At 57.6% G+C, this 15,446-nt stretch carries 13 protein-coding genes; 5 read left to right on the top strand and 8 right to left on the bottom strand.

Annotation, left to right across the window (positions count from 1 at the left end):
- The first annotated feature begins 13 nt into the window (after positions 1-13).
- On the top strand, positions 14-1,060 hold the full coding sequence (gene degS, locus EDF81_RS15800; RefSeq protein WP_123349117.1) for an outer membrane-stress sensor serine endopeptidase DegS: 1,047 nt from the start codon (positions 14-16) through the stop codon (positions 1,058-1,060).
- A gap of 54 nt (positions 1,061-1,114) precedes the next feature.
- On the opposite strand, the gene mdh is transcribed toward degS, so the two are convergent.
- The gene (gene mdh, locus EDF81_RS15795) at positions 1,115-2,053 is read right to left on the bottom strand and encodes a malate dehydrogenase (RefSeq protein WP_123349116.1); all 939 of its coding nucleotides are present in this window, start codon (positions 2,051-2,053) and stop codon (positions 1,115-1,117) included.
- Between the two features lie 456 nt (positions 2,054-2,509).
- Between mdh and argR the strand changes: the two genes are divergently transcribed.
- The 3 genes from argR to yhcN (EDF81_RS15780) all read left to right on the top strand — a co-directional run bounded on the left by argR (position 2,510) and on the right by yhcN (EDF81_RS15780) (position 3,974).
- Positions 2,510-2,980 (top strand): transcriptional regulator ArgR, encoded by a 471-nt coding sequence (argR, locus tag EDF81_RS15790; protein WP_123349115.1) that lies wholly within the window; start codon positions 2,510-2,512, stop codon positions 2,978-2,980.
- A gap of 373 nt (positions 2,981-3,353) precedes the next feature.
- Entirely contained in the window at positions 3,354-3,611 is a 258-nt protein-coding gene (gene yhcN, locus EDF81_RS15785) for a peroxide/acid stress response protein YhcN (protein ID WP_123349114.1), read from the top strand.
- 96 nt (positions 3,612-3,707) lie between these two features.
- Complete coding sequence (yhcN, locus tag EDF81_RS15780; protein ID WP_123349113.1) at positions 3,708-3,974, top strand: peroxide/acid stress response protein YhcN; 267 nt, start codon at positions 3,708-3,710, stop codon at positions 3,972-3,974.
- 64 nt (positions 3,975-4,038) lie between these two features.
- On the opposite strand, the gene EDF81_RS15775 is transcribed toward yhcN (EDF81_RS15780), so the two are convergent.
- The 5 genes from EDF81_RS15775 to aaeX form a co-directional block, all read right to left on the bottom strand.
- Positions 4,039-4,314, bottom strand: coding sequence for a barstar family protein (locus tag EDF81_RS15775; RefSeq protein WP_123349112.1), 276 nt, complete (start codon positions 4,312-4,314; stop codon positions 4,039-4,041).
- A gap of 45 nt (positions 4,315-4,359) precedes the next feature.
- Positions 4,360-5,814: an NAD-dependent succinate-semialdehyde dehydrogenase gene (locus EDF81_RS15770; protein ID WP_123349111.1), complete on the bottom strand. Its 1,455-nt coding sequence runs from the start codon at positions 5,812-5,814 to the stop codon at positions 4,360-4,362.
- A gap of 84 nt (positions 5,815-5,898) precedes the next feature.
- Positions 5,899-7,866 carry a p-hydroxybenzoic acid efflux pump subunit AaeB gene (aaeB, locus tag EDF81_RS15765; protein WP_123349110.1) on the bottom strand — a complete coding sequence of 656 codons (1,968 nt, stop codon included), beginning with the start codon at positions 7,864-7,866 and terminating at the stop codon, positions 5,899-5,901.
- A 5-nt stretch (positions 7,867-7,871) separates the two neighbouring features.
- Positions 7,872-8,804: a p-hydroxybenzoic acid efflux pump subunit AaeA gene (gene aaeA, locus EDF81_RS15760; protein WP_123349109.1), complete on the bottom strand. Its 933-nt coding sequence runs from the start codon at positions 8,802-8,804 to the stop codon at positions 7,872-7,874.
- Between the two features lie 7 nt (positions 8,805-8,811).
- Positions 8,812-9,015 carry a p-hydroxybenzoic acid efflux pump operon protein AaeX gene (aaeX, locus tag EDF81_RS15755; RefSeq protein ID WP_123349108.1) on the bottom strand — a complete coding sequence of 68 codons (204 nt, stop codon included), beginning with the start codon at positions 9,013-9,015 and terminating at the stop codon, positions 8,812-8,814.
- 127 nt (positions 9,016-9,142) lie between these two features.
- Between aaeX and aaeR the strand changes: the two genes are divergently transcribed.
- On the top strand, positions 9,143-10,072 hold the full coding sequence (gene aaeR, locus EDF81_RS15750; protein ID WP_123349107.1) for an HTH-type transcriptional activator AaeR: 930 nt from the start codon (positions 9,143-9,145) through the stop codon (positions 10,070-10,072).
- Positions 10,073-10,110: 38 nt separating this feature from the next.
- On the opposite strand, the gene tldD is transcribed toward aaeR, so the two are convergent.
- Positions 10,111-11,556, bottom strand: coding sequence for a metalloprotease TldD (gene tldD, locus EDF81_RS15745; RefSeq protein WP_123349106.1), 1,446 nt, complete (start codon positions 11,554-11,556; stop codon positions 10,111-10,113).
- Between the two features lie 82 nt (positions 11,557-11,638).
- Positions 11,639-15,442, bottom strand: a complete 3,804-nt coding sequence (gene yhdP / locus EDF81_RS15740) for an AsmA2 domain-containing protein YhdP (protein ID WP_123349105.1) — start codon at positions 15,440-15,442, stop codon at positions 11,639-11,641.
- Between the last annotated feature and the right edge of the window lie 4 nt (positions 15,443-15,446).

Raw genomic sequence — 15,446 nt, 5'->3', positions numbered from 1 at the left:
CGATATCCGCATCATGCCTGTGAAGCTGCTACGCTCGGTAACAATCGGTCTGATTGTCGGCTGCCTTCTGGTGGTCGCCATCCCCTCATTGCGCCAGATGACCCCTATCTCAGCCGCGCCGTTTGATACCGCGAATGAAACGCCCGTGAGCTACAGCCATGCCGTTCGCCGTGCCGCGCCGGCGGTGGTGAATGTCTATACCGGCAGCGTGAACAGCACGTCCAGTAATCAGCTGGAGGTCCGCACCCTGGGTTCCGGGGTGATTATGGATGAGCGTGGCTATATCGTGACCAATAAACACGTTATCAATAATGCCGACCAAATCGTCGTCGCCCTGCAGGATGGGCGCGTCTTTGAGGCTCAGCTCATTGGCTCCGACGTGCTGACCGACCTGGCGGTCCTGAAAATTACCTCCAATAATGGGCTGCCGACGATCCCCATCAACCGCAAACGCATACCCCATATCGGCGACGTGGTGCTGGCGATTGGCAACCCCTATAACCTCGGGCAGACCATTACCCAGGGCATTATCAGCGCCACCGGGCGCATCGGTCTGAATCCAACCGGTCGCCAGAACTTCCTCCAGACCGACGCGTCAATCAATCACGGTAACTCCGGCGGCGCGCTGGTCAATTCGCTGGGCGAACTGGTCGGGATTAACACGCTCTCCTTTGATCAAAGTAACGACGGCGAAACACCGGAGGGGCTGGGCTTCGCCATTCCTTTCCAGCTCGCCGCCAAAATCATGGATAAGCTGATCCGCGACGGGCGTGTGATCCGCGGCTATTTCGGCATCAAAGGCGGGACGAGCGCAGGCCTTGAGCAAATCCAGGGAATTGTCGTCACCGAAGTCTATGACGGTGGCCCGGCGGCCGAAGCCGGTATTCAGATTCACGACGTGATTACCTCAGTGAACGGCAAACCGGCCCTTTCCACTCTGGAGACCATGGATCAGGTGGCGGAAATCCGTCCGGGGTCCGTGATCCCGGTAGAGGTCATGCGTAACGACCGCAAGCTCACCTTCCAGGTCACCGTCCAGGAATATCGCGACGAAAAGTAACGGACAAAAAAAACCGGAGCACAGTGGCTCCGGTTTTTTTATAGGGCGAGGATCTTATTTGTTAACAAACTCTTCGCCGAGCTGAATATCTTTCTTCAGGGTGTCGAGCATCCCTTCCAGCGCGTTCTGCTCAAAGGCGCTCAGTTGCCCAATCGCCTGGCGCTCTTCAATACCGTTTTTACCCAGCAGCAGCGGCTGTGAGAAGAAGCGGGCATGCTGGCCATCGCCTTCGACATAAGCGCATTCAACAACGCCTTTCTCGCCCTGCAGCGCACGCACCAGGGAGAGACCGAAACGTGCAGCAGCCTGACCCATAGAGAGGGTCGCAGAGCCGCCACCGGCTTTGGCTTCCACCACTTCGGTCCCGGCATTCTGAATACGTTTGGTCAGATCGGCCACTTCGTCTGCGGAGAAGCTTACGCCCGGGATCTGCGACAGCAGCGGCAGAATGGTCACGCCAGAGTGTCCGCCGATAACCGGCACGTCAATTTCCGTCGGCTGTTTGCCTTTCAGCTCCGCCACAAAGGTATTGGAGCGGATGATATCCAGCGTGGTCACGCCGAACAGTTTGTTTTTGTCATACACGCCGGCTTTTTTCAGCACTTCAGCAGCAATCGCCACCGTGGTGTTAACCGGGTTAGTAATAATACCGATGCACGCTTTCGGGCAGGTTTTCGCAATCTGCTGTACCAGATTTTTCACGATACCGGCGTTAACGTTAAACAGATCGGAACGGTCCATGCCCGGTTTACGGGCCACGCCCGCAGAGATCAGCACCAGCTCGGCACCTTCCAGCGCAGGCGTCGCGTCTTCGCCCGCGAAGCCTTTAATTTTTACCGCAGTCGGGATATGGCTGAGATCGACTGCCACACCCGGGGTAACGGGCGCGATATCATACAGGGAGAGTTCTGAGCCTGAAGGCAGTTGGGTCTTAAGTAGTAGGGCAAGCGCCTGGCCGATACCGCCAGCAGCGCCGAGGACTGCAACTTTCATCCTAAACTCCTTATTATGGTTAGTTTGAACCAGGCGTTGTCCGCAACGTCAGGCTGCAGGACACCACCCGTTATAACTCCGTTGCGGCGACCTTAATTCACGAGATTGCTAATTACAATCGTCATGCACAAAGAATGCGGTATGGCACCCGCCATTCTTCAGGATAGTCGCTGATGGTGACGAACGTCAGGATACGCGACAAGCCGAAACAACGTCTCAACAGGCGGTTACATTACACCCTCTTTAACTTTCAAAACAACATCATTTTGATAACATTTAATTTACTTTTAAGCTTATTTCACTCCCGTGATGTAAGCATGTTCCTCGATAACGTTTTTTGATAAAATCCGCCCCTTTCATAACATTATTTCAGACTTTCCCCTGGTAGATCGTTTGCATAAAAATTCATCCATATGCATAATAATGTTGTTCTTATCGCCATTACACGGGTGACTTATGCGCAGCTCCGCAAAACAAGAAGAATTAGTTAAAGCATTTAAGGCGTTACTTAAAGAAGAGAAATTCAGCTCTCAGGGCGAGATCGTGCAGGCTCTGCAGGACGGTGGCTTCGAGAATATCAACCAGTCCAAAGTATCGCGGATGCTGACTAAATTCGGTGCCGTTCGCACTCGTAATGCCAGAATGGAGATGGTTTACTGCCTGCCGACGGAGCTGGGCGTGCCGACCACATCCAGCCCGCTGAAGAACCTGGTCCTGGATATCGATTACAACGAATCAATGGTGATTATCCATACCAGTCCTGGCGCAGCACAGCTTATTGCTCGCCTGCTCGACTCCCTGGGCAAATCCGAAGGCATTCTCGGCACCATCGCCGGTGACGACACGATCTTCACGACGCCAGCTCGCGGTTTCTCGGTTAAAGACCTCTACGAAGCTATTCTGGTGCTGTTCGATCAGGAACTCTGATTCCCCCTCTTCTTTAGCTTTCTGTTTAACCTCCTGATGAGCATCAGGGGGTCGATTCCTCTATAGAGAATTTGACAGATAGTGCGATCTACTACCTTCCTTATGTGTCAAAGTGATTACTCCGGCGAAATAAAGCACAAAAGGTCAAATTGACTTATCGCCATGATTTTCCTCATTTTTCCTCTCTGCATGGCACTAACCCCGCTGTTTTTTATTCTCTTTCGCTATAAGAAATCATTCATTTATCACCTAATACCGCACGAAACAATTAGCAGGGTATTAATTTATCGGGTGATTAGTGTATACTTGATTTTGTGATGAGGGTCACGAAACGAAGACCCCAATAAATAATGAATACGACGAGGTAAGCAAAATGAAAACCACTATCGCTGCACTAAGCATCCTTTCTGTTCTCTCATTTGGCGCATTCGCTGCAGATTCCATCAGCGCCGAACAGGCCCAAAACCGCGAATCTATCGGCACCGTCTCCATTGGCTCCGTCAGCTCAACGCCGATGGATATGAACGCGATGCTGAATCAGAAAGCCGAACAGCAGGGCGCTTCCGCATACCGCGTGATTGAAGCCCGTACCGGCGACAACTGGCACGCCACCGCTGAACTGTACAAATAAGTTAAGTCCGGTCTGAAAGATGACAACGACGGGAAACCAGACGCCTGAAGCGCCGTCCCGTCGCTGAACACCCCTATTATTTTTGGAGTAACAATTATGAAACGCACATCTATCGTTGTATCACTGGGTCTGGCTTCCCTGGTCTCTTTCGGCGCCAGCGCCGCCGTTCACCAGGTCTCTGCTGAGCAGGCACAAAATCTGCAGCCTATGGGGACTATCTCTGTTTCTCAGACAGGGGGTTCACCGATGGATATGAGAGAGTTGCTGAACCAGAAAGCTGACCAGCAGGGCGCATCCGCTTACCGCGTGATTGAAGCCCGTACCGGCGACAGCTCGCACGCCACTGCAGAACTCTACAAATAGACCCTCGTCGTCTGTCCGACGACTTTTGCCCCCACGCTTGTCGGGGGCTTTTTTATGCCCGTCGTCAGCCCTGACGCACGTTAAAACGCAGACGCCCTTCCAGCTCCTCTTCCGCCTCATCAAACAGCAGGATTAGCGCGCCATAGCGGCGGCGACGCCGTTCCGTCAGATGCACAAATTCGATCTCCAGCGGTAAAGGCAGCGTCCCGCCCGTCACCACATCCCACAGGGAATCGAGATCGTGAACCTTTTCCGGTTCGAGATCTAACTGCCGGGCGAAGGCCCGGAAGAAAGCGCTTTGATTCGTAATCACATCAAAGTCAAAGGTATAGATATTCATTGCCAGACACCCAACCCGATCGGGCGGCTTCCGCCGCCTCTGTGCTTATAATCCCCCAAGGTGCAGGGTTTTCACTTGCAGAAACTCCTCCAGACCCAGAACCGAACCTTCTCGTCCCAGCCCGGACTCTTTCACCCCGCCAAACGGGCCCAGCTCGGTGGATACGGCACACTCATTAATGCCGATCATGCCGCTTTCCAGCGCCTGCGAGACGCGGAAGACGCGCTGCAGATTCTGCGTGTAGAAGTAAGCCGCCAGCCCGAAGGGCGTATTGTTGGCACGCTGGATCACCTCATCTTCCGAGGTAAAGCGGAAACAGGCCGCAACAGGGCCAAACGTCTCCTCCTGCGCCAGCTTCATGCCGTCACTACACTCGCCCAGCACCGTCGGCTGCCAGAAGTTACCCCCGTTAGCATGTGGCTTGCCTCCCACCAGCGCTTTTGCGCCTTTCGCCAGCGCATCCTCAACGTGTTCGCGTACTTTATCCACGGCGGAGGATTCAATCAGCGGGCCAACCTCAATACCCTCATCCAGCCCGTTGCCAACCCGCAGCGCCTGCACGGCTTTGCTGAGCCTGCCGACAAAATCGTCATAGACGGATTCATGGATATAAAACCGGTTAACGCTGACGCAGACCTGACCAGCATTACGGAATTTATTGGCGATTGCCCCTTTCACCGCCGCGTCGATATCCGCATCGTCAAAGACGATATAGGGCGCATTGCCCCCCAGCTCCATGGACACTTTTTTCATCGTTTCTGCCGCGTTGCGTACCAGCGTTTTACCGACGGAGGTTGAACCGGTAAACGAGATTTTACGCACCGCGTGGCTGGCCATAATGGCATCGCTGATTTCCTGCGTATTCCCGGCTACGGCGTTAAGTACGCCATCGGGAATACCGGCTTTTTTCGCCAGAGCGAGCAGCGCAAAAGCGCTTAACGGCGTATTGTTCGCCGGTTTAATCACCCCGGTACAGCCTGCGGCCAGAGCCGGGCCGAGCTTGCGGGTGAGCATCGCCATCGGGAAATTCCACGGCGTAATGGCCGCAACCACGCCGACGGGTTCACGGGTGGCCAGAATGCGCGAGCCGGGTTTGGCCTGGGGAATAATCTCCCCGTTTGCACGCTTGCCCTGCTCGGCAAACCACTGAATAAAGCTGGCGGCGTACTCGACTTCGCCCTCCGCTTCTTTCAATGGTTTGCCCTGCTCGGTGGTCATCAGCCGCGCCAGCCAGCTTTTATGCTCAATAATCAGCTGATACCAGCGGTACAGCAGTTCCGAACGCTCTTTTGCGGTTCTCGCCCGCCAGGCAGGGAACGCACGGCTGGCCGCGGCAATCGCTTCTTCCGTCTCTTTCGTGCCGGCTTTGGCGACTTTCGCGACAACCTCGCCCGTCGCCGGGTTAAGCACATCAAAGGTGGTCGACAGAGGTTTCCAGACGCCATCGGCCAGATAGCCTGTCTGGAAGAGTTCATTATCCTGGAGAGTCCGACGGGTCATTGTTCCTCCTGTTACGTCATTTTCCCGGGTACCGAATAAGTATAGCCATAAAAAAACCGACGCCTCTGGCATCGGTTTTCAGGGTTAACTCAGGGTCAGCGCATGCTGGTAACGATGCAGCATCCCGGCCAGCCTTTTGACCGGCTCGGTCACCTGCGGCGGTGCCTGGCAGAGAGACAGTTTCTCCTGGTAGACCTCCAGCTCTTCCAGCAGGCGGGAGAAATAGTAACGCCGCTTTTCGTCGCTGCCGGCAGAGATCACTCTGTCCGCCGTGCGACGCATCTGGCGGTGAAACGCCGAAAGATCGTCATTAATCGGCACCGGCGCATCCCGCAGCCGCTGGTGAGCAATAATCATCGACAGGGCCAGGCGGAATTTCGCCACATCACCGGGAAACTTATTCAGCAACAGAAACAGCTGCTGATAGAGCGCCGGAAGATGATTCTCTTTACGCCGGGCGCTGTTGGTCGTGAGCGAAGAAACCGCTGCCGCCACAAACTGGTTCAGCAGCATCCTTCCCGTCCGCGCCTGCGAGTTGTCCCGCACCAGTAAAATCACCATCAGCGCCAGCACGCAGCCAACAATCTGGCCCAGGGCGCTATCGAGGAACTGGCTGAAGTGGAAGGTCATCGGGTTATCCAGCACGATAATATTAATGGTGCTGGCCAGCGCGCCCAGCGAACCCAGCCGTCGCTTCTGCACTTCAATACCGATAAAGAACGCCAGCACCGCCAGGCTCAGGCAGAGCAGCAGCATACTTTGCTGGGTCGACGGAATGACCACAAGGAAATAGAACGCCCCAATCGGCAGGGCCGCAAACGTACCGTAGACAAAATCAATCGCCACCATTCGCGGATTCGGCAGGCGCATCGCCAGCGAGGTCACCACCGCGATCATCACCATGGTGCCGTTACCCGACGTCCAGCCGGTCCACAGCCAGAAAAGCGCGCCGAGCATGCAGGAGATCGTGGTGCGCCAGAAATTGACCATCGCGTGGTGACGCTCGGCAGAGGCCGCTTTCACCACCACTTCACCTTTAAGCACGTCTTCTTCAACGGCGCTGATACTGGTGTTGCCCGTCACGCCGCGTTTAAGCAGAAGATAGCGCGTTGCCGCCCCGACCCAGCTATAGATTGTCACCGGCGTATCGCGCTCTCCGGTCCAGACAATCGCCCGCCGCATGCGCTTAAGCTGTTTACGCACGTCCTGTACGTTCTCCACCGGCTCGGCAAAAAGCTCGCGGAAGGTGTCGGTTATCAGCTCAGGGCGGGTATTCTGAATCAGGTACGTTTCACAGGACTGGGTGATCAGCGTCAGCGAGAGGGTATCTATCCCTTTCAGCCGCCGTACCGCACGCGCCCAGCGGGAGGACTCCATATTCAGGTTGCTGCGCATTCCCGCCAGCCCGGTCGTCCGACGCACCAGCGCACCCCAGGCTTTATCCACCTCTTCGCTGTCGCCATGTTTAATACAGAGCTGCATCAGCTGGTACTGGGCGACGATCAGGCTATCCAGTTCGCGATCGATTTCCTGCTTGATGGAGCGCGGGGAGAACAGCAGATCCGCCACGATAGCACAGACGATCCCGACGACGATTTCGCTACAGCGCTCGACGGCAAACTGCGGAGTCAGCAGCGGCTCCGTCTGAATGGTGATCACAATGATCAGCGCCGTATAACCGGCCAGCCCCCAGGCGTAGGAGTTTTCAACGCGAACCAGCGAGGAAACCCAGGTGCAGAACCCGGCCCAGACGCAGCACACCATTACCATCAGCAGCGGCGCACGGATCATCAGCATAATAATGATCAGCGCCGCGATACAGCCAATGAAGGTGCCGATAATACGCAGCATCGCGCGATAGCGGATCGCCCCGGAGTAGGGTTCCCCCCCGGCGGCAAAGGCCGGTCCTGCCGTGACGATCGCCGCAGTAAGCACCGCCCAGCGCGGCGTTTCCAGCTGAAAATGAAAGCCAATAAACAGCGCCAGCACGATGGCGCTGGCCAGCTTCAGCGCAAAGCGCACGTGCTGGCTGGCAATGGAGAAAATGCCCATAACGATTAACCAAACTCACGCAGACGATGAACCACCTTCTGCATAAAGTTCATCTGGCGGCTATCTGGATCGCTGGCACCGGTAATGACCACCGTGGCAGTCGTCCCCGCCGGCCAGAGATTACCCTGCTCTTCGCTCAGGCGAATACGCACCGGTACACGCTGCGCCAGACGCACCCATTCCAGATTTGAATCGACCGTTGCCATGCCTTTGCTGTCACTGCTGCTGCTGGCATTGGTCACGCCCGCCGCCACGCTATCGACCACCCCTTTCAGCGTCCGGCTGCTGCCCAGCGGCGTGATTTCGACATAATAGCCGGGACGCACGCCCTCCAGCTTGGTCTCTTCCAGATAGGCCAGCACATAGAACGAATGCTGTTTGACCAGCGCCACCGCCGTCGAACCACGGGTTATAAACTCACCTGCGTAGACGTTCAGGTTGGTGACCCAGCCGTCCGCCGGCGCGCGGATCACGGTGCGATCCAGATCCAGCTTAGCCAGATCGCGCGTCGCCTGTGCTTTTGCCAGCTGGTGCTGCACGGTCTGCAGAACGTTGTTAGCCTGATCGATCTCTTCCCGCGACATCGCCTGGATCCCAAGCTTATTACGCCGTCCGGCTTCCAGACGCTTCTCGGTCGCCAGCGCCTGATAGTAGGCAACGTCGGCCTGCGCCTCTTCCAGCGCCTTCTGATAGCGCGGCTGGTCGATGGTAAACAGCACCTGGTTTTTCTTCACCAGTTGGTTATCCTTGACGCTCACCTGGGTAATCAGCCCGGCAACATCCGGGGCGATAGCGACCACGTCCGCGCTAAAGCGCGCATCACGCGTCCACGGGGATTCTGTGTAGTAAGCCCAGGCGCGAAAAATGGCAATAAAGGCCAGCACGACAAGGACAAGCGTGATGGCAGTGCGGGAGATTTTTGTTGTTAGTGTTTTCACATCTACCTCAGACAAACAGGCGCGATAACAGATAAAACAGGCAGCAATAGAGCGCGGCATTAAACAGCGCCGGGTGCCAGACGAAGTCGTAAATGCCGGTCGGAACCAGCAGACGACGCACCAGCCAGAAAATCGCCAGTGATAAGAGCAATTCAAAGAAGATCGGCGGGAAAGAGAGGCCGAAAATCACAATAACGGGAAACAGACTCATGTTGACCTTGATTAGAGAGTGCAGGCGAGCGCGGTGTATTAGTTACTCAGCTAACAATATATTAACGTAACTGTTATGCCTTCATCTATAATGTGTGATCTAAATCACTTTTAAGCCAGAGTGAACAATGGAACGATTAAAACGTATGTCGGTGTTTGCCAAAGTGGTCGAATTTGGCTCCTTTACCGCCGCCGCCAGAAATCTGGAAATGAGCGTTTCGTCGGTCAGCCAGACCGTCGCGAAGCTGGAAGATGAATTACAGGTCAAGCTGCTCAACCGCAGCACGCGCAGCCTCGGGCTGACCGAAGCAGGCAAAATCTACTATCAGGGCTGTCGGAGAATGTTGCACGAAGTCCGCGACGTGCATGAGCAGCTTTACGCTTTTAATAACACGCCAATTGGCACGCTGCGCATCGGCTGTTCTTCAACCATGGCACAAAATGTCCTCGCCGGGATCACCGCTGAGATGCTGAAAGAGTATCCTGGCCTCGCCGTGGATCTGGTCACCGGCATCCCGGCACCGGATCTGATCGCCGACGGTCTGGACGTGGCGATCCGCGTCGGCGCGCTGCAGGACTCCAGCCTTTTCTCGCGACGTCTGGGGGCTATGCCGATGGTAGTCTGCGCCTCGAAAGGTTACCTGGCCCAGTACGGCAACCCGGAAAAACCGGCCGACTTAGCCAACCACAGCTGGCTGCAGTACAGCGTCCGCCCGGACAATGAATTCGAACTGATCGCCCCGGAAGGCATCTCAACACGCCTGATCCCGCAGGGTCGCTTTGTCACCAACGATCCGATGACGTTAACTCGCTGGCTCACGGCGGGCGCCGGGATCGCCTACGTCCCGCTAATGTGGGTGATCGACCAGATCAACCGGGGCGAGCTGGAGATCCTGCTCCCGCGCTACCAGTCGGATCCGCGTCCGGTTTACGCCCTGTATACGGAAAAGGATAAGCTCCCGCTGAAGGTGCAGGTCTGCATTAACGCGCTGACGGACTATTTTATTGGCGTGGCGAAGATTTATCAGGAGATGCACGGACGGGGAAGAGAGAAATAGGAGATGCCCTCTCCACCGGAGAGGGCAAGGCCGTTAACTCAGGCAGTACCGCCGACGGTCAGGCCGTCGACTTTCAGGGTCGGCTGGCCGACGCCAACCGGCAGGCTCTGACCCTCTTTGCCGCAGACACCCACGCCGCTGTCCAGCTTGAGATCGTTACCGACCATCGAGACCTGCTGCATCGCTTCGATGCCGGAGCCAATCAGCGTCGCGCCTTTCACCGCCTTCGTCACTTTCCCTTTCTCGATCAGGTAAGCTTCGGAGGTGGAGAACACAAACTTGCCGGAGGTAATATCGACCTGACCGCCGCCAAAGTTCGGCGCGAAAATACCGTAATCCACGGACTCGATAATTTCCTGCGGCGTGGATTTACCCGCCAGCATATAGGTGTTGGTCATACGCGGCATCGGCAGGTGCGCATAGGATTCACGACGGCCGTTGCCGGTAGGCGCAACGCCCATCAGACGCGCATTCAGCTTGTCCTGCATATAGCCTTTCAGCACGCCGTTTTCGATCAGCACATTGTACTGGCCCGGTGTCCCTTCATCGTCAATGGCCACGGAACCGCGACGATCGACCATCGTGCCGTCATCGACAATGGTGCAGAGTTCTGACGCCACCAGCTGGCCCATCTGGCCGCTGAAGACGGAAGTGCCGCGACGGTTGAAGTCGCCTTCCAGGCCATGACCCACCGCTTCATGCAGCAGTACGCCCGGCCAGCCGGCGCCCAGTACCACGGGCAGCATGCCCGCAGGTGCCGCGACCGCAGACAGATTCACCAGCGCCATTCGCACGGCTTCTCTCGCCCAGGCATCGGCACGCACATCGCCGTCGACGTCGGCCAGGAACCAGTCATAGCCAAAACGTCCGCCGCCGCCGCTGGCGCCGCGCTCGCGTTTACCGTCGTCTTCCACCAGCACGCTGACGGAGAGACGCACCAGCGGACGTACGTCCGCAGCGAGGGTGCCGTCGGTCGCCGCCACCAGAATCAGCTCATAGACGCCGGTCAGGCTGGCTGAGACTTCCTGCACGCGTTTATCTTCCGCCCGCGCCACGCGATCGACCCGGCGCAGAATATCCAGTTTCTCTTCACGGCTCATGCTCTGCAGCGGATCGAGCGTGGTATAGAGCGCCGGGTACTCGACCGCACCCAGGGTTTTCACCCGGCCATCGCCGCTGTCGCGCACGATGGTACGTGCGGCCTGGGCACTTTTCTCCAGCGCCTGCAGGCTGATCTGGTCCGCATAGGCGAAACCGGTTTTTTCACCGCTCACGGCCCGGACGCCAACGCCCTGATCGATGTTGTAAGAACCATCTTTGATGATGCTGTCTTCCAGAACCCAGGATTCGTGGTAGCTCGACTGGAAATAGAGATCGCCATAATCCAGACGGCGCTCGGTCAGCTGACCAAGGATGGCAAACAGATCCTGATGATTCAGGCCATTCGCAGAAAGCAATTGTTCACTTACCCGATTCAGACTCATTATTTCGCTACTCTTCTGTTGCCGCGTCAACGCGGTAAAAGTTCCTGATATTAGGGTGAGGCAATTAACCGCCGTCGTCAAATCATTGCGCTTTCTCGCTGCGCGGCTGGCGCAGCACCTCGTTAACGCGAGGCTGATCGACAGGGCCGGTGATGCGGTAGCGCAGAATGGAGACTTTATTCCACAGCGGCCCCAGCACTTTACTGGCGGCGAAAACCGCCGCGCCGACGATAGGGTTAACGGCAAAGGCGGCCGCCACGCCGACGGTGGCGGAAATTTCCGGCGCGACGACGGCTTCCAGATCCAGCTCGCGCCGGACCAGGTCAACGGAGCCTTTCATGGCGATATCCGCTTCCAGACCGTCAACCAGGGTATCGTCCGTATGCAGAATGCCGTCTTTAATCCAGGCGGTACTGCGGATGGAGTCAAAATAGAATCCTTCGCTGAAGGTATCGCTGAAGTCAAAACGCAGTTTGCGCAGCAGGGCATCGACGCTGAGCAGGCGCAGCAGCTGCCCGGCATGGCCGGTACTCAGGTCGGCGATTTCCCCTTTGCCGATCCGCGCACGCAGGATCCCGTTCAGCGAGGCTTCTTCCGGTTTCCAGGGCTGATTGCGCCAGTGCAGATCGTAGTCAATATCGAAGGAGGAGCCGCGGACCGGCGTCGACAAACCGAAGAAGCTCATCGCAGAATCCACTTTATTCCCGTGCAGCTTGCCCTTCAGCGAGGTGCGCACGGTATCCGCGCCGTTCACCCAGACGCCGTCGGCGGTCAACCGCGCAAAACCGGTGTCCAGCAGGCCGTTACTGAGGGTCAGGGTATCACCGCTAATCGCCACGTCAGCATCGATACGCCCGTATTTCTGTCCCCACAGCCAGCACTCGGCACAGCGCAGCTGCACGTCAGGCCAGCCACGGAAATCAATCTGGCTGTCGTTGTCCAGCGGGAAGCTGGCGCTGGGATCGCCGCCGCTGACGCTGGATTTCATCATCGGGTTGTAATAGAGGTAGCCAATCGACGCCTGCCAGGGCGCATTGTCCCGCAGGGTCAGCGTGGCTTTGATTTCCCGGCCCTGAGCGTCAATCACGGTGCCGTTTGCCGACGGGCGAGAGGTCAGGCTGACATTATTCCACTGCTGCCCGCCCAGCGATAATGAGGGAGTACGCAGGGTCACGCGCTGCGGGAACTGCGCGGCGCCGCTGGCGTTATCCGCCGCCCCCTGGCGGAAGAGCGCCAGCCACTGCGCACCGTCCAGCGGCGGCAGGTTCAGCTCCACGCCGGATTCTTCCGGCAGCGGCGGCAGCGTCCGGCTGTCCGACGTCCAGATAGCGCGGTCGAGAGTCAGCTTGCGGTTCAACAGCCAGCGGCTGTTAACGTGATTATCGCCCCCGACGTTGCCGGTCAGATCGAAGTGATTCATGTCGCCGTCGACGTTAATTTTCACCGGCAGCGCGTCGCCGGAGGATTTTGCCAGCGGTGAAGGTAAGCGACTGCTCACATTTTTTAAGTCACCGCTGATATCCACCCCATAGTGCACCCCGCCACGGTAAGGCAGCTCGACCGCCAATTTACCCTGCCAGGGCACGCTACCGCTGAGGGCGTCGTTGAGCTGCGTCGGGAGCATCCCGGTGCGCGACGGCTGCCAGTCGGCGTTCATATTGACCGCCACCTGATAGGCTTTGTCCCCTTCGGTGGTGGAGAAATCGACGTTCAGCGGCTGATTAAACCAGCGGGCCGTCAGCGGCTCGCTCTGCAGATTACCGTTTTCAAAGCTGAATTTGCCGTTCAGATTATGCAGCGTGCTGTTAATCGGCTTGATAAACAGGCTGTTATCACGCAGCGCGACCTCGCCTTTGGCGGTGGTCATCTTACCGTCGAGCGGGATATCAAGATGTAAGCGAGCGCTCACATCACCGTCCAGCTGGAGCTCATCCAGCGTCGCACCCAGAGAGTCAGCCAGAGGCGTATCTTTGAAGTACGGCCCAACGGCCTTGCCTGGACCGGCAATGTCCGCATCGATCAGCAGCTTCTCTTTACTGTAATCGGGGATAATCGCCGACAGGTTGCTGGCCGTCACGCCGCCCAGCGCCACGCGATCGGTCTTCATCCACAGGCCGTCATTGATAAAATCGAGGGTAATATCCAGGTCTTTCAGCGCGGGCCAGTCCGGCTGGAAGGCGAAGGTGGCGTTACGCAGCGGCACCAGCACTTCAAACTGGCCTTCATTATGCTTATACGGGAACTGCTGCGGATTGCCGCCGTAGACCAGGGTGGCGTTATCCACCTGCCCGCCCTGAATCGCGCCGCTGAGATAGTCGGTGAGTTCCTTGCCCATCAGGTTTTCCGGGAAGTAGCGCCAGGACTGAGAAGCATCATCGGTACGGATCCCGGCCAGAATACCGAGCCACGGCTCGTCTCCGGTCGGCTGCAGATAGCGGAAGCCGCCGCGGGCGCGTAGCGCTTTCGCCTGCACGTCGATATCACGACCGTCGAGCATAAAGCCGTCGGCGTTCTTCAGCCAGCTCAGAGTCGCGACGCCTTTTTCGATCTCCAGCGGCGCACGGAATACCGTCTGATACGGCATCGTCGCCTGCGTCATACTGGCGCTCAGGCGGCCGTTTTCGACGCTGCCGTCCAGCTGGCCGGAAAAGTGCTCCGCGCCCGGCAGCAGCTTCCACTGGGACCAGGCCAGATCCTGCCAGCTGGCATGAAAACGCGTTTTTTCCGTGGCCTGTAGCGGGATATCGAGCGCCAGGCTATCGATCTTCCCGCGCGGCTGCGTCGCTCGCCAGATTTCGCCCAGCGACGGAGAGAGTTTTTCTGCGATGGGCAGCAGCCCTTCCAGGCCACTCAGCTCCAGGCTGCTGGCGCGAACGCGCAGTTCATCGCTGCGTACACCGGCGGTGCCGCCCACGTCCTGCTGCGGGATCCAGGCCAGCGACAGCGCGCCCTGCGGCCAGGGTTTGTTATCCAGCGTGATTCGGGTATCGGGAATGGAGAACACCCATCCGCCTTTCTCGCGGGAAAGATGCGTCGTTAAGTTATCGACCGTCAGCTGATGGATTTTGTCATCGCCACGCCAGCTGGCTCCGCCCTGTTTCAGCCAGACATCGCCCCCGGCAACATCACCCCGGGCAATGTCCACCCAGCCTTCGAGACTAAAGCGGGCAGTTTCCAGGGCGACTTTGTCCTGCATCCACTGACCCAGCCACGGCTTGACGTCAATATCATCCGCCTGCAGCCAGATTTTACCGTTATTCAGCAGGCCGTTATCATCGCGTAAATCCATCCGCACCTGCATCACGCCGTGCTGCCCGGTGAGGCTGGAGAGACTGACCTGGCCCTCAGCGCGATGGCGATTCTTGCCGTTTACCCAGGTCAGCTGGGGGATCGCCAGTTCGGCACGCTGGCCGGAAAGGGTCAGGAAACTGATACGGCTGTCGCGCAAATCGAAGTGATCGAACTGGCTGAGGAACAGATCGCGCATCCGGTCCGTTCCCATGCCCTCGCCGCCGTCCTGCTGGAGGGGCGTATTGGTGTGGACCTGAAGCTGCCAGAAAGTGAGATCGCGAAACTGCCAGCGCAGATGCAGCAGGCTCTGCCAGACGTCGAGCGCGAGAGTCACCCGGCTGACGGACATTTCGCCGCCGTCCTTCAGGCTCGCTTTCACGTCGCGGACTTCAAGGGTGGGTCCGAAGTTTTGCCAGCTGGCTTGCAGCTGGCCGGCCTGAACCGGTACGCCGGTCGCGTTTTCAATCCGGGTCAGCAACTGAGGACGCCATTGATCGAGATGAGGCAGCACCAGGCGCAGACCGCTGACCAGCAGGGCAATAATGACCACCAGCGTTGCACCTGTGAGCAGCAGAATCCCCGGCAGTCGCCTCACGCAT

The sequence above is a fragment of the Enterobacter sp. BIGb0383 genome, assembly GCF_003751845.1.
Lineage (GTDB): Bacteria > Pseudomonadota > Gammaproteobacteria > Enterobacterales > Enterobacteriaceae > BIGb0383.
Note: the sequence above shows the minus strand (reverse complement) of the source record. Positions and strands in the feature narration are given on the sequence as shown.

Bases quoted from the DNA above. Each gene is read 5' to 3' on its own strand.
- aaeB (WP_123349110.1), bottom strand. From the start codon at position 7,866: ATGGGCATTTTCTCCATTGCCAGCCAGCACGTGCGCTTTGCGCTGAAG.
- argR (WP_123349115.1), top strand. From the start codon at position 2,510: ATGCGCAGCTCCGCAAAACAAGAAGAATTAGTTAAAGCATTTAAGGCG.
- EDF81_RS15775 (WP_123349112.1), bottom strand. From the start codon at position 4,314: ATGAATATCTATACCTTTGACTTTGATGTGATTACGAATCAAAGCGCT.
- mdh (WP_123349116.1), bottom strand. From the start codon at position 2,053: ATGAAAGTTGCAGTCCTCGGCGCTGCTGGCGGTATCGGCCAGGCGCTT.
- aaeR (WP_123349107.1), top strand. From the start codon at position 9,143: ATGGAACGATTAAAACGTATGTCGGTGTTTGCCAAAGTGGTCGAATTT.
- degS (WP_123349117.1), top strand. From the start codon at position 14: ATGCCTGTGAAGCTGCTACGCTCGGTAACAATCGGTCTGATTGTCGGC.
- tldD (WP_123349106.1), bottom strand. From the start codon at position 11,556: ATGAGTCTGAATCGGGTAAGTGAACAATTGCTTTCTGCGAATGGCCTG.
- yhcN (WP_123349114.1), top strand. From the start codon at position 3,354: ATGAAAACCACTATCGCTGCACTAAGCATCCTTTCTGTTCTCTCATTT.
- yhcN (WP_123349113.1), top strand. From the start codon at position 3,708: ATGAAACGCACATCTATCGTTGTATCACTGGGTCTGGCTTCCCTGGTC.
- aaeX (WP_123349108.1), bottom strand. From the start codon at position 9,015: ATGAGTCTGTTTCCCGTTATTGTGATTTTCGGCCTCTCTTTCCCGCCG.
- EDF81_RS15770 (WP_123349111.1), bottom strand. From the start codon at position 5,814: ATGACCCGTCGGACTCTCCAGGATAATGAACTCTTCCAGACAGGCTAT.